We start from the raw sequence: 17,648 nt of genomic DNA, 5'->3' as shown, positions 1-17,648 counted from the left end.
CACTGAAACGCACTCTCGGAAATTTCCTACGGGTTTATCAGGCCAAGTTTTTTGAAGGTGGGTCGTTATGCAAGGAGAGTGAACGAATCAGTGAGGGAAGGATTATGGAAATCAAAGGTACTGCCGTTTGGGTAGGGGGATATCAGGCAATTGAGGAGCCGCTACTACCGCTGCCTGAAAACTGGAATTGTCCGGAAGATCTGGCGGCAATGACGCGCCCTAAAATGTATACCCTGGAAAAGCTTTTACCCAAAAGTTGTTTTCCTGTAACCCTGTCGGAGGACCAACTTTCAGAGATCAACACGAGAGAGGTAGATCCGTGGGGAACCGATATGATCCCGCTGACAGAAAAAGAGTGCTGCTGGACATGCCGTATGTTCCAAACATGGGCATTGAGATGGGATGCCGAGATAGAGCTTGAACACATAAAATCCGAACTGATCCTTTTCAAAGCCGATCTTGGTTTGTCGAACGCTGAATTGTCAAAAAACTACAAAACTGTGGGAGCAGGCTCGCCTGCGAAATCAGCCCACCAAATACCGGAGACAGTGAGGGGTAAAAAAAGCCCCGATCATTATGAACCGACCAGGGCTTTTTGCGTTTCAGGCGGTGTTACAACGCCGGACGTATAGCGCCCACTGCTTCGTTTTTCGGCGCCAGGTTGAACACGTAGAACAGTACCGTCAGCAGTACCAGGAACGCTGGCCCGACATACAACGCGATGCGGGTTTCTTCGAAGTAAGCCATCAGGCCTACCACTAGGATCAGGAACGCCAGCGCCAGATAAGAGCTGAGCGGCCATAGCCACATACGGAATTTCAGTTGGTCGCGCTCGGTTTTGCTCAGGCCTCGGCGGAAGTTGAGTTGCGCCAGCAGGATCATGGTCCAGGTCCAGATCGCACCGAAGGTCGCGATGGCCGTTACCCAGACGAAGACTTTTTCCGGCACCAGGTAATTGAGAAATACGCCGATCAACAAGGCAAAAATCGACAGCAGCAGTGCACGACGTGGTACGCCGTTGCTCGAGGTTTGGGCGAAGCCACGCGGTGCCTGGCCGTTCTGCGCCAGGCTGTAGAGCATGCGTCCGGTACTGAAGATGCCGCCGTTGCAGGACGACAGTGCCGCAGTGATGACCACGAAGTTGATGATGCCGGCGGCGGTCTTGATACCCAGACGCTCGAAGGTCATCACAAAAGGGCTGCCCTGGGTGCCTATTTCGTTCCACGGGTAGATCGACAGGATCACAAACAGCGCACCAACGTAGAACAACAGAATCCGCCAGAACACCGAACCGATGGCACTGGGAATGGTTTTCTGTGGGTTCTTCGCTTCACCGGCGGTCAGGCCGATCATTTCAACGCCGAGGTAGGCGAACATCACCATTTGCAGTGACATCAGGATGCCTTGCACGCCGTGGGGCATGAAGCCGCCGTGGCTCCACAGGTTGGCAACGCCCAACGCGACACCGTCATTACCGAAACCGAAGGCGATGACGCCAATACCGCCGACGACCATGGCGATGATGGTGACGATTTTGATCAGGGCGAACCAGAACTCGAATTCACCGAAGGCTTTGACTGCGATCAGGTTGATGGAGCCCATGCTGATCAGTGCCGCTAACGCCCATATCCAGCGCGGAACCTCGGGAAACCAGACACCCATGTAAACGGCCACGGCGGTGATTTCCGCAACGCAGGTCACCAGCCACAAGAACCAGTAGTTCCAGCCGGTAAGGAAGCCCGCCAAGGGGCCGAGATAGTCTTGTGCGTAGCGGCTGAAAGAGCCAGCGACCGGGTTGTGCACGGCCATTTCGCCGAGCGCGCGCATGATCACCAGGATGGCCAGGCCACCGATGATGTACGACAGCATGATCGCGGGCCCGGCCATCTCGATGGCTTTGGCGGAACCGAGAAACAGGCCGACACCAATACAGGCACCCAAGGCCATCAGACGAATGTGGCGCTCGCCCAACTCTCGTTTCAGAGGCCCGCCTTGAGCGGTCTCGGTGTGCAAAGTGTGCTTGCCGACTGGCATAAATTTACAACCTCATATTGTTATTGGATATGTAGTCAGTCGACGATTCAAAGCACCGGCGGGTAAGCCTGCGCGTCGCATTATCAGGTTCGTCCTTATGAGCGAGCCCGTCATGCGCGAATGGTCCTACTGAAATCGGAGGCGAGCCCAGCACAACAAACGTGCGCATCACGCCTCAAAAAAGAACATCCATCGGAAAAGGCCAGATACGTACTCTCGCGATGGTCGCGCAGTATAAAAATCCACAGCCAGTGGCTTTCACTATATAAACACTTAAATTTGGCGATAATTCACGGCAAAAACCGCTTTAGAAGAGGGATATATTCTGCCGCAGGGTTTTAATCTATCTCGTGCGCAAACAGGGTTTGTATCGCCCACACGCCCTACCCTGACGCACGGTTGATGCCTCGATATCGAGCGAGAGGTTTCAAGGGAATTTGCCTACATGCGTATGACAAAGTTTTCACCAATCGCGACCAGCGTCTAAGCTTGTGACAGGTGCGATTAACACGCTTAACCGGGCCAATCGACTATGGGCGCTTTATGGCATTCCGATTCAAAGAAGACCGTGGTTCCTGCTGACGGTCCTGATGACGCTCCCCTGCCTAAACGTCCACGCCGTAAACGGTATGGCTGGCGTCTGTTCTGGTTGCTGTCGCTGATAGGGCTGGCCGCTCTAGGGCTTGCCATATCTGCCGAAACCCGCAGTTCAAAACTGCAAGCCCGTGAGTTCAGCCGCTTCGCCGCCACGCTCAGTTATTCGATGCAGCCCGGTCCGAGCAACTCAATCATGTACCCCGGCGAGGGCCCGTTCGATCGACGTCTGGGGTATTCGGCGCTGGGTGAGTTTCTGCCACGCTTGCTCAAACGCGATTATCTAGTGACCCGGCAAACCCGGTTCTCTCCCGACCTGCTCGCCTATAGCCAGCGCGGTTTCTTCGTGCCCTATCAAGAGAAAATTCAGGCAGGGTTGTCGATTACTGATTGTCGGGGAGCTCCGCTCTATCAGTTCCGTTATCCGCAGCAGCTCTATTCCAGCTTTGCGGCGATCCCGCCCTTGGTGGTCCACAGTTTGCTGTTTATCGAGAACCGCGACCTGCTTGACCCGCAACAACCCTTGGCCAACCCTGCCGTCGACTGGCCGCGCTTTGCCAAGGCCGCGCTCTCCCAGGTCGCCAAGCTTTTCGCCCTGCCCGGCCAATCCGCTGGCGGCAGTACACTCGCCACGCAACTGGAAAAGTATCGCCATTCACCCGATGGATTGACCCAGTCCGGTGCAGAGAAGCTGCGGCAGATGATTTCCGCCAGCGTCCGTGCCTATCAAGATGGCCCGCAGACACTGGAGGCACGGCAGCGCGTGGTCCGTGATTACCTCAACAGTGTCCCGCTGTCAGCCGTGCCGGGGCATGGTGAAGTGCATGGCCTGGCTGAGGGTTTACGCGTCTGGTATGGCGCAGACTTCGATAAGGTCAATCAGCAACTGACTGACACTGCCAACGACCCGAAAAGCCTCGCTGAACGCGGTCTGGCGTTGCGTCAGGTGTTGTCACTGGTGATCGCCCAACGTCGGCCTTCGCATTATCTGGCCCGAGGTCGCGAAGAGTTGGCGCAACTGACTGACAGCCATATCCGCCTGCTGGCGCAGAACAATGTCATTGATCAAGCGCTGTCGAATGCAGCGCTGGCCAGCGCTGTGACCTATCGTGACTGGGCCCAGCAACCGACCCTTCAGCCCATCGAAACCAACAAGGGCATCAGTGTCGCCCGCAGTCGTCTGTCCACTCTGCTCAATCGCCCTCTGTATGACCTCGACCGTCTGGATCTGGCGGCGACCAGTACCTTGCAAGGGGAGTTGCAAACCAGCGTCAGTCAATACCTGCGGGATCTTGCGGACCCGGCCTTCGCCACAAAAATGGGCTTGATCGGTGAACATTTGCTGACGCCGACCAGCACCCAGGAGGTGCGTTACAGCTTCACCTTGTTCGAACGCGACCCGGATGGTTCTCGGGTGCGGGTGCAGACCGACAGCACCGACCAACCGTTCGACATCAACGAGGGCAGCAAGCTGGAACTGGGCTCTACTGCAAAAATGCGGGTGCTGACCACCTACCTGGAAATCATGTCTGAGCTGCATCAACGCTACGCCGGAAAAATGCCCTCCGAACTGAAAAAAGTCCCGGTCGAAGACCAGGACCGGCTAACCCGCTGGGCCCTCGATTACCTGATGCAGAACAAGGATCAAGACCTGTCGAAGATGCTCGCCGCAGCGCTGGATCGGCAGTACTCCGCCAGCCCCGGCGAAAGTTTTTTCACTGGCGGCGGGATGCATCACTTCAATAACTTTCGCAAAGAAGACAATGGTCGGAGCCCAAGCTTGCGCGACGCGATACGCGAGTCCATCAACCTGCCGTTCATACGCTTGATGCGTGACCTTGTGCGTTACAGCATCTATCAGTCGGCCAACAGCAACGCCCTGTTGCTCAAGGATGATAACGACCCCAGACGCCAGGAATACCTGAGCCAGTTTGCCGATCGCGAGGGCACGGTGTTTCTTCTGCGCTTCTGGAAGCGCTACAAGAACAAGTCCACCCAGGACCGGCTGGATACCTTCCTCGACGGCATGCACCCCACGGCGATTCGCCTGGCCGCCGTGCACCGTTACTTATTGCCCAATGCCGATCAGAGCGCGTTTAACGCTTTCGTTCGCGCGCACTTGGCCGATGACAAAGCGGCGGTCGACAAATTGACCGACAAGCGCCTTGGCGAGCTGTATCAAAACTACGGGCCGGGCGCGTACAACCTGCCGGATCAAGGGTATATCGCCAAGGTTCACCCCTTGGATCTGTGGCTGGTGGGCTACCTGCTGCAACACCCGCAAGCGAAGTTCAGCGAAGCACTTGTCGCCAGTCAAAACGAGCGTCAAGAGGTGTATAGCTGGCTGTTCAAAAGTCGGCACAAAAGCGCCCGCGACACGCGGATTCGCACGATGATGGAGATCGAAGCGTTCCTCGATATTCATAGCCGCTGGCAACGACTGGGTTATCCGTTCGATCATCTGGTGCCGTCACTGGCGACCGCCATCGGCAGCTCGGGGGACCGTCCGGCAGCATTGGCCGAGTTGATCGGGATCATTCAGAACGATGGTATCCGCCTGCCTGTACTGCGCGTCGACAGCCTGCACTTTGCTGCTGGCACGCCCTACGAAACGCAGTTGGCGAATAATCCCAATCTGGGTAAGCGTGTGCTGCCGGTCGAGGTCGCAACGGCCATGCGTGAGGCGCTGTCGCAAGTGGTGGATGCCGGCACGGCGCGGCGTGTGCAGGGCAGCTTCAAACTCGAGGACGGCACCGTGCTGGCCATGGGCGGCAAAACCGGGACCGGTGACAACCGGATCGAGAGCATTGGCGCCAGAGGCAGAATCCTCGGGTCGCGGTCAATCAACCGCACGGCGACGTTTGTGTTCTACATCGGCGCCAATCACTTCGGGACGTTGACGGCGTTCGTACCCGGTCGCGCGTCCGAAGCCTTCAAGTTCACGTCAGCGTTGCCCGTGCAGGTGCTCAAAGGCATGGCGCCGATCCTTAACCCCTATCTCGTGCCGGGCAGCCACACCGCCTGTAACGCCCCGCCCGTGTCATTGCAGGTCAGCACTCAATAATAATGATTCTCTTTATCTCTTGCGTTAAAAGTTAGATATATCTTAAGGTATATCTAACTTTCGCAGGAGACAGAGAAATGAGCGAACCAGGTGACCCCACTCACCATGCCCATCAAGACCACCGCGATCACGGTGACGGCCGCGATGGTTTCGAAAAACGTCCCGGCCGTGAGCGCGGAGGACGCGGCCCGCGGGTCTTTGCTCCCGGCGACCTGAAATTACTGCTGCTCGCGTTGATCGCCGAACAACCCAGCCACGGCTATGACTTGATCCGCCAGATCGAAGGTATGTTCGACGGCGCCTACAGCCCAAGCCCGGGGGTGATCTACCCGACACTGACCTTTCTTGAAGAAAGCGAAATGATCCTCGGCGACGCCTTCGGCGGGAAAAAACGCTACGTCGTGACCCCGAGTGGTGAGCATTCGCTGACTGAACAGGCCATCGCGCTGGAGGGGGTGCACATGCGCATCGACGTCAGTAAGCGCGCCTTGCGCGGACATGATCGGCCGCCGCAAATCCATGAAGCCGTGCACAACCTGCGGCATGCGCTGCAACTGCATCACGGGCGCTGGGATGCGGCAGAAATCCTGCGCGTGAGCACCCTGCTGAACGACACCGCCAAAGCTATCGTTGACGGCCCTGTCAGCGCCACGGAGAAGTCTTGATGAATTTGCAACAGACCATTCACCGCGTCAGCCATGACATCAAACGCCGCAAGCTGGAGGTGCTGCGCGTCATCGACCTGACACCCCGGATGCGCCGCATCACCTTGGGCGGGCCGCAACTGCAGGGCTTTGTCAGCCTGGGCACCGATGACCACGTGAAGTTGATCTTCGCGCAAACGGCCGAAGAGCAGGCGGCACTCGAGACCTTCGTCCCCGGCTCCCCAAGCGATGGCCCAAGCCCGGCGATGCGCGACTACACGCCTCGGCGCCATGACGCAGAGGCTGGCGAACTGGATATCGATTTCGTCCTCCACGGCGAGGGGCCTGCCGCCACGTGGGCAGCGCAGGCCAAACCGGGGCAAACGCTGTACATCGCCGGGCCACGGGGCTCGATGATCGTCCCGGATATCTTCGACAGCTACTTGCTGATCGGCGATGAAACCGCCCTCCCCGCCATTGCCCGCCGTGTAGAAAGCCTGCCGGCCAACCGCAGTGCGCTGGTGGTGGTCGAGATCGCCGACTCGTCCGAGCAGCAGACCTTGCACAGTCTGGCTCAGGTCGACGTGATCTGGATTGTGCGGGGCGAGCAGGATCTGGTGAAGGTTACCCGCAGGCTGGAAATGCCGGAAGGCAAGCTATACGCCTGGGTGGCAACTGAAGCGGCGTTGTCACGCAAGATTCGTCGTGTATTGCTGAATGAATTTGGCCTGGAGGAAAGTCTGGTAAAAACCGTCGGTTACTGGCGCCTGAATGAGGCCGACAACGGTTGAACGATGTCGGCGATGCGGTCTTGAACAGACCGCATTCCTTCACCGTCTGACGCTGTGGCCCTTGACCCTATCCAGCCCGACCAGTACCAGCGAGATCATGAAAAACCCGGCCAGCACGCCACCTGCATTGATAAAGGCCTTGGCATAACCGAGGGTGCCGACATCAATAAAGGGGTACATATAGTCGCCAATCAAATCCCCCCGCAACAGCACGTAAGCGAAATACACCAGCGGGTAAATCCCCCACAGCAGCACGTGGCTCAAGCGCAATCCCCCTTTCTGGACGTATAGCCACCAGTACACAAGAAACAGCAGCGGCATGATGTCGTGCAGCAATTCGTCCGCGATCCATTGCCAGCCCTGGGGCTGCCACAAATGGCGCAGGAGCACGTTGTAAGCGAGCCCCACCAGGACAATGCTGGCAGCAATGCCGCTGCACACCCAAGGCGTTCGGAAAAAGCGATGAACACCATCGCTTCTGCTAACGACCGCGCAGGTCAGGGCAATCGCCACCAAGGTGTTAGTGAGTATGGTAAAAAAACTGAAGAACCTTACCAGCCCACCGAGCAGACTCGCTTGATCCGCCCACCGCGCGAAAAAAATCAGATACAGCTGGATAGCCAATGCCGACCATCCCAGCAGTGCTGCGATGATGATGAAGCTGCGCTGTCCTTGCGACTGTTGCGAATGTTCGCTGTGCATCGTTTTAATCATCCTTGGGTATCGGCAGAGAAAGCAGGGCCCTCACCAGCCTTTGCTGCGTGCCAGCTTCACGTACAAACCTTCGACCTTCTCCCGCGCCCACGGGGTCTTGCGCAAAAACGTCAGGCTGGACTTGATGCTCGGATCGCTTTTGAAACAGCGAATATCAATGCGCTCCGCCAATCCCGACCATTCGTAGTGCGCCACCAGCGCGGTGAGGATCTGCTCCAGTGTTACGCCATGCAGAGGGTTGTTGTTGGATGTCGTCATACCAGGCCTTCGAACTGATTTAAGCGGGGTTTGCCCCGTAAGGTGCGCACCTTAGCCGAGCCTCCCCGTAGCGGGAAGAGCTTAACGCCCCAAGGCATCAGATTGGCATCAGACGAACACCGATAGAAGTTGTAGGACATAACCCCGTCACCTGCACTGCCTGCCTTTCACTGTTACTAAATCCGCAACAAACCTTGGCGCATCCTTCCCTTTCGCTTATTGGCTCAGGTCTCTATCATTACAAATCACTGCTGAATCGATTAATCAACGAATACGCCTCATGTTTGGCACAGAGGCCTGAACTCTGTGCATCGATAGCTGCCTATGAAATAACCCCGTCAAATCCTGACTGCGCCCCCGCCGATGGAACGCATCCAATCGCCAAAATCAGTGGCTTCAATGCGCATGCATGTGACTGGACTAGGCTCACAAACAGACGTTACGCACCAAGCGACATCCCCTTAATCGTCCTGGAGAAACACATTATGAGCACTGATGGTGCTTTAAGCAGAACACGCCTGTTACCGACATTGCTCGGTCTGGTGTTGCTGCTGATGGGCCTGGCCATGTTGGCAGGAGGCATCAAGCTGACGCTGCTGGGCGGCTCGCTGTACTACCTGCTGGCCGGTATCGGCTTTGCCCTGACTGGCGTGTTGCTCATCGCAGCACGCCGTGCCGCGCTAGGCCTGTACGCGCTGCTTCTGCTCGCCAGCACGCTCTGGGCGCTGTGGGAAGTGGGCCTGGATTGGTGGCAACTGGTGCCGCGTCTGGCGCTGTGGTTCGCGTTGGGCATCGTGCTTTTGCTGCCGTGGTTCCGTCGTCCCCTGCTGCGTGGGCAACCCGCCCCCATGGCCACCGGCGCATTAAGCATCGCCGTGGTGCTGGCCGGCCTTACAGCGTTGGCCAGCCAGTTCACCCACCCTGGTGAGATCAAAGGCCAACTGGACCGCGAAACCGCAGGCACCACCAACACCGCCCCGGCCATGCCCGACGGTGATTGGCAATCCTATGGGCGCACCGCGTTCGGTGATCGCTATTCGCCGCTGGCGCAGATAACTCCTGAAAACGCGGGTAAGCTGGTGCCTGCCTGGACCTACCGCACAGGGGATATCCCTGGACCGAACGATCCGGGTGAAACCACAGCCGAGAACACCCCGCTCAAGGTCAACGGGATGCTCTATGTGTGCACACCGCACAGCCAGGTGATCGCACTGGACCCGGACACAGGCAAGGAAATCTGGCGTTTCGACCCGAAGATCAGCACGCAGAAAGCGGCTAACTTCAAGGGTTGGGCGCACATGACCTGCCGCGGCGTGTCGTATCACGATGACGCCGCTTACGCTGCGACTCCCGCTCCCGCTCCCGCGCCGTCGGCAGTACCTGCGCGAAGCCCCGTGCCAGCAGCAACATCGGCGACCAGCGCAAACTCGTGCCCACGTCGCCTGTTACTGCCAACCGCGGACACCCGTCTGATCGCGCTGAACGCCGACACCGGCAAGCCGTGCGAAGACTTCGGTGTTAACGGCTCGATTGATCTGGGCGCCAACATCGGTGCCTTCACGCCAGGTGGCTACTACTCCACCTCGCCGCCTGCCGTGACCCAAAATCTGGTCGTCATCGGTGGTCATGTCACTGACAACCTCTCCACCGATGAGCCGTCCGGGGTGATTCGCGCGTTCGACGTGCACACCGGTCGTCTGGTCTGGAACTGGGACAGCGGCAATCCGAACGACACCACGCCGATTGCTGCGGGCAAAACCTACACCCGTAACTCTCCCAACATGTGGTCGATGTTCAGCGTCGACGAAAAACTCGGCATGCTTTACCTGCCGATGGGTAACCAGATGCCTGACCAGTGGGGCGGCAATCGCACCCCTGAATCAGAGAAGTACAGCGCCGGCCTCGTTGCGCTGGACATCGCTACCGGCCACGTACGCTGGAACTTCCAGTTCACCCATCACGATTTGTGGGACATGGACGTTGGCGGCCAACCGACGCTGATGGACATGAAAACCGCGGATGGCATGAAACAAGCCGTCCTGGCATCGACCAAGCAGGGCAGCATCTACGTGCTGGACCGCAGCAACGGTCAACCGATCGTGCCGATCAACGAAATCCCGGTACCACAAGGCGCGGTTGCCGGCGATCACACGTCGCCGACCCAGCCCAAGTCCGACCTGAACTTCATGCCGCCGCCCCTGAAAGAGCGCGACATGTGGGGCGTGACGCCATTCGATCAAATGCTGTGCCGGATCGACTTCAAATCCCTGCGCTATGACGGCCCCTTCACTCCCCCATCGCTGCAAGGTTCGATCGTCTATCCAGGCAATTTCGGCGTGTTCGACTGGGGCGGTATCTCGGTTGATCCGGTGCGTCAGATCGCGTTCGTAAACCCAAGCTACATGGCCTTCAAATCCAAACTGGTTCCAGCAGCCGAGGTTGAAGGTGGCCCAGGCCGTAAAAGCGAAACTCAAGGCGTACAACCCAACAAAGGAGCACCTTATGGTGTGATCCTCGAAGCGATGCTGTCGCCGATGGGCCTGCCTTGCCAAGCGCCAGCCTGGGGTTACGTCGCAGCCGTGGACCTGACCAATCACACCACGATCTGGAAACACCAGAACGGCACTGTGCGTGACAGTGCGCCAGTACCGATCCCGTTGACCATGGGCGTACCTAGCCTGGGCGGAACGTTTGTCACCAAGGGTGGCGTGGCGTTCCTGAGCGGCACCCTCGACCAGTACCTGCGCGCCTACGATGTTCGTAACGGCAAGCAACTGTGGGAAGGTCGCCTGCCAGCAGGCGCCCAGACCACGCCGATGACCTACACCGGCAAGGACGGCAAGCAGTACGTGCTGGTCATGGCGGGCGGTCACGGTTCACTGGGCACCAAACAAGGCGATTACATCCTGGCGTTCAAACTGCCGGACTGATGATGAAGTGACCCAATGAAAAAGGCGGCTACCGAAAAGTAGCCGCCTTTTTTGCAGGGCTTGTCCCGTTCGGAGCTTTGTGGACATCTGCCATGGGGTTGCCACAAGCGCCCCTATACTGAGCACGGCCTTTAACTATCATCCTGCCAGGGCTTACAAAAAATTATCGGCGCATTGAACGAGAACCCAGGCTCGACCGAATCTATTTGTACTCACCATTGAAACCCTTGCTGCTGCGCCCCATCTAAACTCCATGTTCAATTGTGCAGGTGCCCCATGAGCGACCAGCAAACAGACTCACAAAATTTGTCAGATGACGTTAATGCCGAGCACGACATAGACCAGGGTTCAACCAACACCAGCCTGGCCCTTCCGGGGCAAAACCTCCCGGACAAGGTCTACATCATCCCGATCCACAACCGCCCGTTCTTCCCGGCTCAAGTGCTGCCGGTGATTGTCAACGAAGAGCCTTGGGCCGAGACCCTCGAGCTGGTCAGCAAGTCGGACCATCATTCACTGGCGCTGTTTTTCATGGACACGCCCCCCGACGATCCCCGCCATTTCGACACCAATGCCCTGCCTGAATACGGCACGCTGGTAAAGGTCCACCACGCCAGTCGCGAGAACGGCAAACTGCAATTCGTGGCCCAGGGTCTAAGTCGGGTACGTATTCGCACCTGGCTCAAGCACCATCGCCCGCCGTATCTGGTGGAAGTCGAGTACCCGCATCAACCCAATGAGACGACTGATGAGGTCAAGGCCTATGGCATGGCCCTGATCAATGCGATCAAGGAACTGCTGCCGCTCAACCCGCTGTACAGCGAAGAGCTGAAGAACTATCTGAACCGCTTCAGCCCAAACGATCCGTCGCCGCTCACCGATTTCGCGGCAGCACTGACCTCGGCCAACGGCGTCGAACTGCAAGAAGTGCTCGATTGCGTACCCATGCTCAAGCGCATGGGCAAAGTCCTGCCTATGCTGCGCAAGGAAGTCGAAGTCGCGCGCCTGCAGAAAGAAATCTCTGCTGAAGTGAACCGCAAGATCGGTGAACACCAGCGCGAATTTTTCCTCAAGGAGCAGCTCAAAGTGATCCAGCAAGAGCTGGGCTTGAGCAAAGATGATCGCAGCGCCGACATCGAGCAGTTCGAGCAGCGCCTGGAGGGCAAAACCCTGCCGCCTCAGGCACGCAAGCGGATCGACGAAGAAATAAACAAACTCTCGATACTGGAAACCGGCTCACCGGAATACGCGGTGACGCGCAACTATCTGGATTGGGCCAGTTCGGTGCCGTGGGGCGTTTATGGCAAGGACAAGCTCGATTTGAAGCACGCGCGCAAGGTGCTCGATCAGCACCATGCGGGCCTGGATGACATCAAGAGCCGAATTCTCGAGTTTCTCGCGGTGGGCGCTTACAAGGGGGAGATCAGCGGCTCCATCGTCTTGCTGGTCGGCCCGCCGGGCGTGGGCAAAACCAGTGTGGGCCGCTCGATTGCCGAATCATTGGGTCGGCCGTTCTATCGGTTCAGCGTCGGCGGCATGCGCGACGAGGCAGAGATCAAGGGCCACCGTCGCACGTACATCGGCGCGCAACCGGGCAAACTGGTCCAGGCGCTCAAAGACGTCGAAGTGATGAACCCGGTGATCATGCTCGACGAGATCGACAAGATGGGCCAGAGCTACCAGGGCGACCCAGCCTCGGCGTTGCTGGAAACCCTCGACCCGGAACAGAACGTGGAATTCCTCGATCACTACCTGGACCTGCGTCTGGACTTGTCGAAAGTCCTGTTCATCTGCACCGCCAACACCCTGGATTCAATCCCCGGCCCATTGATCGACCGAATGGAAGTGATTCGCCTGTCTGGCTATATCACCGAAGAGAAAGTCGCCATCGCCAAACGCCACCTGTGGCCTAAGCAATTGGAGAAGGCTGGTGTGGCCAAAAGCAGCCTGTCCATCAGTGACACTGCGTTGCGGGCCGTCATCGATGGATATGCCCGTGAAGCCGGGGTCCGGCAGTTGGAGAAACAACTGGGCAAGCTGGTGCGTAAATCCGTGGTCAAGCTGCTGGATGAGCCGAATTCGGTGATCAAGATCGCGCCCAAAGACCTGGAAGCTTCGCTGGGCATGCCAGTATTTCGTAACGAACAAGTGCTGTCAGGTACCGGCGTCATCACCGGTCTGGCGTGGACCAGCATGGGTGGTGCCACATTACCGATCGAGGCGACCCGAATCCACACGCTCAACCGCGGCTTCAAACTCACCGGGCAGCTGGGCGATGTGATGAAAGAGTCGGCGGAAATTGCCTACAGCTACATCAGCGCGAACCTGGCGCAATTCGGTGGTGATCCGCGTTTCTTTGACGAGGCTTTTGTGCACGTGCACGTGCCCGAAGGCGCGACGCCTAAAGACGGCCCGAGTGCAGGGGTGACCATGGCCAGCGCGTTGCTGTCCCTGGCCCGCAATCAAGCGCCAAAAAAAGGCGTGGCCATGACCGGCGAACTGACACTGACAGGGCATGTATTGCCGATTGGCGGTGTGCGCGAAAAGGTTATCGCGGCGCGTCGGCAGAAGATCCACGAGTTGATCTTGCCTGAGCCAAACCGTGGCAACTTCGAAGAACTGCCCGACTACCTCAAGGAAGGCATCACCGTGCACTTCGCTAAACGCTTTGCTGACGTCGCGAAGATTTTGTTCTAAGCGCCAATGGTCTCGCCAGCACGTTGACCCCTACAGAAGACCTCGCTTATCTGTAGGCGCCAACTTGATGGTGAGAAAGGTTATGCTCCCTGTTCGTTGAAAACGACTGGAGCTTCCATGACTGCTGTCCGCCTGCTCGTCCCTCTGAGCCTTGTCCTGCTTGCTGCGTGTGCGCAACAACCAAGGCAAATCGTCTCCGTTGAAAAGCAAAGCCAGTGCCCGTTGAAGCTGAAAACCGGGCAAACCTTGATCCTGACCCTGCCCAGTACACCCACTACCGGTTATCGATGGAAGGTGCAGACGCCTGCGTCGGGCGTGCTGCGCAGTTTAGGGCCGGAGGTCTATAGCAACCCGGAAGAGGCAGGGCTTGTGGGGAGCTCCGGGCAATCGGTATGGCGCTACCAGGCTGCCAGCGCGGGAGATGGGCAGCTGTTGATGATGTATCAACAGCCGTGGGCGCCTGAAGTGGCACCTGTTCAGACCTTCGATTGTGCGATCACGGTTAACTGAGGCTCAGCGCCCACATTCGCGAAAGCCCTGATGCGACCCGTCTGACAGGACACGTCGCATCCTGAGCGCAAACTGGCTAAAATGCCCGCCTTTTCGCCCTCTCCGCTGGAACCGCCGTGAGCAAAGAACCCGACCGCATTTTCGCCCAGCCCCTGGCCCAGGTGCCGGACTTCGCCTTTAACGAGGACGTGGTGCGGGTGTTTCCGGACATGATCAAACGTTCGGTACCGGGCTACCCGACTATTGTCGAAAACCTGGGTGTGCTTGCGGCGCAATTCGCTCAACCTAATAGCATTCTTTATGACCTGGGCAGCTCCCTCGGTGCCGTCACCCAATCGTTGCGCCGTCACGTGCGCAGTGAAGGCTGTCGCGTGATCGCTGTGGATAACTCGAGCGCGATGGTTGAGCGCTGCCGTGAATACCTGAAAGCTCAAGACTCGATGTTCCAGGAGTTGTTGCCGGTTGAAGTGATTGAGGGCGATATTCTTGCGCTGCAATTCCAGCCCGCTTCGGTGGTGGCGCTGAACTTCACCTTGCAGTTCGTTGCCCCGGAACAACGGTTGGCTTTACTCGGTCGCATCCGCCAGGCACTGGTGCCCGGTGGCGCGCTGATTCTTTCGGAAAAACTGCGTTTTAACGATGATCAGGAACATGCCCTGCTCACTGATTTACACATCGCGTTCAAACGCGCCAACGGCTACAGCGACTTGGAGATTTCCCAGAAGCGCAGCGCCATTGAAAACGTCATGAAACCAGACAGCCTCGAAGAACACCGTGATCGCCTATTGGCGGCCGGGTTTTCCAAGGTGGTCCCATGGTTTCAATGCCTTAACTTTGCCTCGTTGATTGCCCTGCCATGATTGATCTCGCTCCACTGGTCCGCCGTTTGGCGGGCACTCCCCTGGCTGAATGGGCCAACGGCCTGCAAGCACAACTTGATGCCAAAATGAGCAAAAGCCACGGCGACCTGCAGCGCTGGCAAAGCGCGCTGGACGCCCTGCCTGAATTAGTGCCGACACGCATTGATCTGGTTGAAAGCTTCACCCTTGATAACGACTGCGATGCCGATACGCGGGCGCAGTTGCACAAAGCGCTGATGGGCCTGTCACCGTGGCGCAAAGGACCGTTCGATGTGTTTGGTGTGCATATCGACACCGAATGGCGCTCGGACTGGAAATGGTCGCGGGTGTCACCGCACCTCGATTTAAAGGGCAAGCGCGTACTGGATGTGGGTTGCGGCAACGGCTATTACCAATGGCGCATGCTCGGTGCCGGGGCCGACAGCGTGATCGGCGTCGATCCAAACTGGCTGTTCTTTTGCCAGTTCCAGGCGATGCAGCGCTATTTGCCCGACCTGCCTGCCTGGCACCTGCCGTTCGCCCTGGAAGACCTGCCAGCCAATCTCGAAGGCTTCGACACAGTATTTTCCATGGGCGTGCTTTATCACCGGCGCTCTCCCATTGACCATTTACTGGCGTTGAAAGACTGCCTGGTCAAAGGTGGCGAACTGGTGCTGGAGACGTTAGTGGTGAAAGGTGATGTGCAGCAAGTGCTGGTGCCGGAAGATCGCTACGCGCAGATGCGCAACGTCTGGTTCCTGCCGTCGGTACCGGCCCTTGAACTATGGTTGCGCCGTGCCGGATTTGTCGATGTGCGCTGCGTGGATGTCAGCATTACCACCGTCGAGGAACAGCGTGGCACCGACTGGATGCGCTTTCAGTCATTGAGCGACTACCTCGACCCGGCCGACCACAGTCGCACGGTGGAAGGCCTGCCCGCACCGATGCGCGCGGTGATCGTGGCGCGCAAGCCTTAGACCTCATCGTCTGAAAATCGGTCTTCGCGAATGGGTTGAATGGAGGTCTATCTAATTCAGCCCTTGGCAGCCGCTGCCAGTATCAATGCCTTCATTTCAGCCACGGCGGACTTGAAGCCGACGAAAAGCGCATGAGCCACCAGCGCGTGGCCAATGTTCAACTCGTTGATGCCCTTAATCGCCGCCACCGCTTCGACGTTGTGGTAGTGCAAACCGTGACCCGCGTTGACGATCAGGCCCTGGGCCAGGCCAAACGCCACCCCGTCAGCGATGCGTTTCAATTCTTCCGCGACTTCGCTCGGTGTTTGCGCGTCGGCATAACGGCCGGTGTGCAACTCGATGGCGGGCGCACCTATGCGTTTCGACGCGGCTATCTGCCGCTCATCAGGGTCGATGAACAACGATACTTCACAGCCGACTTTCGCCAGACGGTCCACTGCAGCCTTGATCCGCGCCTCTTGACCGGCAACGTCCAGACCGCCTTCGGTGGTCAGTTCCTGACGGGTTTCCGGGACCAGGCAAATGTGTGCCGGACGCAGACGCTCGGCGAACACGAGCATTTCTTCGGTGACGCCCATTTCGAAGTTCATGCGTGTTTGCAGTACATCCTTGAGCAACAGTACGTCGCGCTCCTGAATATGCCGACGGTCTTCACGCAAATGCACGGTGATGCCATCGGCACCCGCCTCTTCAGCATCCAGCGCTGCTTTCACCGGGTCCGGATAGCGGGTACCACGGGCCTGACGCAGGGTGGCGACATGGTCGATGTTCACGCCAAGAAGAATGCGAGTGTTATGGGTCACGGATCGCTCCTAGAAATTTGATCAAAACAGACCGCGCAAGCATAAAGCTTGCTCACGGCTTGCGAAACAGTTCACGGCTGACTAACGGGCGACCGCCAAGGTGCACGGCCAACGCTTGACGCATCAATCGCTTGGCTGCTGCCAGGGCACCCGTGGCGCTCCAATCGGCTTCAGCCATGGCCAACAACTCAGCCCCCTGAAACAGCCCCGGCTGCAACAACCATACTCGCTCCAGCCCGGCATCCACTTGCAAGCGATACAAGCCGTCGGCTTCCACCGGATCACCGTTGATGTCAGCGTCCAGATCGAAGCCGTAGCCCAGATCATCGAGCAGTCGCCATTCAAAGGAGCGCAACAAGGGTTCGAGCGGCCGACCTTCAGCCAGTGCCAGCAAGGTGGCGGCGTAATGATCGAAAACAGCGGGGTGAGGATCTTCGGCGGGCAGCAGACGGATCAGCAGTTCATTCAAGTAAAGACCGCTGAACAAGGCTTCGCCAACCAGCCAGGTGGAAAGGCCTGCGCTTTCCATGCGCCCGACATTTTTCAGTTCGCCCCGCCCGCGAAACTCGATTTCAAGCGGGACAAAGGGACGTGCCAAGGTGCCGGCCTTGCCGCGAGCGCTGCGCAGCACAGCTCGCAATCGGCCTTGCGGGGTAAGGAAATCGACCAATGCGCTGCTTTCGCGGTACGCCCGGCTGTGCAGCACATAAGCAAGTTGGCCGGTGGGCGTGCTCATCGTTCAGGCAGGCTCGCAGATCGCAGCAGTAGGAAGGGCATAGCCAGGAAAAGATGC

General features: G+C 58.1%; 14 protein-coding genes. 9 read left to right on the top strand and 5 right to left on the bottom strand.

What is annotated here, in order from left to right; translation table 11 throughout:
* The first annotated feature begins 104 nt into the window (after nt 1-104).
* Nucleotides 105-632 carry a hypothetical protein gene (locus ACVBEG_RS02725; protein WP_447107323.1) on the top strand — a complete coding sequence of 176 codons (528 nt, stop codon included), beginning with the start codon at nt 105-107 and terminating at the stop codon, nt 630-632.
* Here ACVBEG_RS02725 and ACVBEG_RS02720 read toward each other — a convergent pair.
* A complete protein-coding gene (locus tag ACVBEG_RS02720) occupies nt 613-2,034 on the bottom strand; it encodes an amino acid permease (RefSeq protein ID WP_322217629.1) in 1,422 nt (473 codons plus the stop codon). The genes ACVBEG_RS02725 and ACVBEG_RS02720 overlap by 20 nt on opposite strands.
* 532 nt (nt 2,035-2,566) lie before the next feature.
* On the opposite strand from ACVBEG_RS02720, the gene ACVBEG_RS02715 reads away from it, so the two are divergent.
* The 3 genes from ACVBEG_RS02715 to ACVBEG_RS02705 all read left to right on the top strand — a co-directional run bounded on the left by ACVBEG_RS02715 (nt 2,567) and on the right by ACVBEG_RS02705 (nt 7,127).
* Entirely contained in the window at nt 2,567-5,692 is a 3,126-nt protein-coding gene (locus tag ACVBEG_RS02715) for a transglycosylase domain-containing protein (RefSeq protein WP_322181496.1), read from the top strand.
* Between the two features lie 77 nt (nt 5,693-5,769).
* Nucleotides 5,770-6,357, top strand: a complete 588-nt coding sequence (locus ACVBEG_RS02710; RefSeq protein ID WP_322181498.1) for a PadR family transcriptional regulator — start codon at nt 5,770-5,772, stop codon at nt 6,355-6,357.
* Nucleotides 6,357-7,127, top strand: a complete 771-nt coding sequence (locus ACVBEG_RS02705; RefSeq protein ID WP_322181500.1) for a siderophore-interacting protein — start codon at nt 6,357-6,359, stop codon at nt 7,125-7,127. The genes ACVBEG_RS02710 and ACVBEG_RS02705 overlap by 1 nt, the downstream gene beginning before the upstream one ends.
* A 39-nt stretch (nt 7,128-7,166) precedes the next feature.
* On the opposite strand, the gene ACVBEG_RS02700 is transcribed toward ACVBEG_RS02705, so the two are convergent.
* Complete coding sequence (locus ACVBEG_RS02700; protein ID WP_322181503.1) at nt 7,167-7,829, bottom strand: Pr6Pr family membrane protein; 663 nt, start codon at nt 7,827-7,829, stop codon at nt 7,167-7,169.
* Nucleotides 7,830-7,871: 42 nt separating this feature from the next.
* Nucleotides 7,872-8,099 carry a VF530 family protein gene (locus ACVBEG_RS02695; protein ID WP_219062087.1) on the bottom strand — a complete coding sequence of 76 codons (228 nt, stop codon included), beginning with the start codon at nt 8,097-8,099 and terminating at the stop codon, nt 7,872-7,874.
* 485 nt (nt 8,100-8,584) lie between these two features.
* Between ACVBEG_RS02695 and ACVBEG_RS02690 the strand changes: the two genes are divergently transcribed.
* The 5 genes from ACVBEG_RS02690 (at nt 8,585) to cmoB (ending at nt 16,052) form a co-directional block, all read left to right on the top strand.
* Entirely contained in the window at nt 8,585-11,029 is a 2,445-nt protein-coding gene (locus ACVBEG_RS02690) for a glucose/quinate/shikimate family membrane-bound PQQ-dependent dehydrogenase (RefSeq protein WP_322181506.1), read from the top strand.
* Between the two features lie 306 nt (nt 11,030-11,335).
* Nucleotides 11,336-13,726 (top strand): endopeptidase La, encoded by a 2,391-nt coding sequence (gene lon / locus ACVBEG_RS02685; protein ID WP_322182829.1) that lies wholly within the window; start codon nt 11,336-11,338, stop codon nt 13,724-13,726.
* A 117-nt stretch (nt 13,727-13,843) separates the two neighbouring features.
* Nucleotides 13,844-14,236, top strand: coding sequence for a protease inhibitor I42 family protein (locus tag ACVBEG_RS02680; protein ID WP_322181508.1), 393 nt, complete (start codon nt 13,844-13,846; stop codon nt 14,234-14,236).
* A gap of 116 nt (nt 14,237-14,352) precedes the next feature.
* Entirely contained in the window at nt 14,353-15,096 is a 744-nt protein-coding gene (cmoA, locus tag ACVBEG_RS02675) for a carboxy-S-adenosyl-L-methionine synthase CmoA (protein ID WP_322217634.1), read from the top strand.
* Nucleotides 15,093-16,052, top strand: coding sequence for a tRNA 5-methoxyuridine(34)/uridine 5-oxyacetic acid(34) synthase CmoB (gene cmoB, locus ACVBEG_RS02670; RefSeq protein WP_322217636.1), 960 nt, complete (start codon nt 15,093-15,095; stop codon nt 16,050-16,052). Before cmoA ends, cmoB begins: the two co-directional genes overlap by 4 nt.
* A gap of 56 nt (nt 16,053-16,108) precedes the next feature.
* Here cmoB and pdxJ read toward each other — a convergent pair whose 3' ends face one another.
* Both pdxJ and recO read right to left on the bottom strand, forming a co-directional pair.
* On the bottom strand, nt 16,109-16,855 hold the full coding sequence (gene pdxJ, locus ACVBEG_RS02665) for a pyridoxine 5'-phosphate synthase (protein WP_322217638.1): 747 nt from the start codon (nt 16,853-16,855) through the stop codon (nt 16,109-16,111).
* A gap of 52 nt (nt 16,856-16,907) precedes the next feature.
* A complete protein-coding gene (gene recO, locus ACVBEG_RS02660) occupies nt 16,908-17,591 on the bottom strand; it encodes a DNA repair protein RecO (RefSeq protein WP_219062098.1) in 684 nt (227 codons plus the stop codon).
* Nucleotides 17,592-17,648: the final 57 nt, after the last annotated feature.

It is taken from the genome of Pseudomonas sp. GG8 (assembly GCF_052976945.1).
The sequence above is the reverse complement of the archived record's forward strand: the minus strand, read 5'-3'. Positions and strand labels throughout refer to the sequence as shown.

Excerpts from the sequence above, each read along its gene's own strand:
- ACVBEG_RS02700 (WP_322181503.1), bottom strand. The coding sequence starts at position 7,829 with ATGCACAGCGAACATTCGCAACAGTCGCAAGGACAGCGCAGCTTCATC.
- ACVBEG_RS02680 (WP_322181508.1), top strand. The coding sequence starts at position 13,844 with ATGACTGCTGTCCGCCTGCTCGTCCCTCTGAGCCTTGTCCTGCTTGCT.
- recO (WP_219062098.1), bottom strand. The coding sequence starts at position 17,591 with ATGAGCACGCCCACCGGCCAACTTGCTTATGTGCTGCACAGCCGGGCG.
- ACVBEG_RS02695 (WP_219062087.1), bottom strand. The coding sequence starts at position 8,099 with ATGACGACATCCAACAACAACCCTCTGCATGGCGTAACACTGGAGCAG.
- ACVBEG_RS02715 (WP_322181496.1), top strand. The coding sequence starts at position 2,567 with ATGGGCGCTTTATGGCATTCCGATTCAAAGAAGACCGTGGTTCCTGCT.
- cmoB (WP_322217636.1), top strand. The coding sequence starts at position 15,093 with ATGATTGATCTCGCTCCACTGGTCCGCCGTTTGGCGGGCACTCCCCTG.
- ACVBEG_RS02725 (WP_447107323.1), top strand. The coding sequence starts at position 105 with ATGGAAATCAAAGGTACTGCCGTTTGGGTAGGGGGATATCAGGCAATT.
- ACVBEG_RS02690 (WP_322181506.1), top strand. The coding sequence starts at position 8,585 with ATGAGCACTGATGGTGCTTTAAGCAGAACACGCCTGTTACCGACATTG.
- ACVBEG_RS02720 (WP_322217629.1), bottom strand. The coding sequence starts at position 2,034 with ATGCCAGTCGGCAAGCACACTTTGCACACCGAGACCGCTCAAGGCGGG.
- ACVBEG_RS02710 (WP_322181498.1), top strand. The coding sequence starts at position 5,770 with ATGAGCGAACCAGGTGACCCCACTCACCATGCCCATCAAGACCACCGC.
- ACVBEG_RS02705 (WP_322181500.1), top strand. The coding sequence starts at position 6,357 with ATGAATTTGCAACAGACCATTCACCGCGTCAGCCATGACATCAAACGC.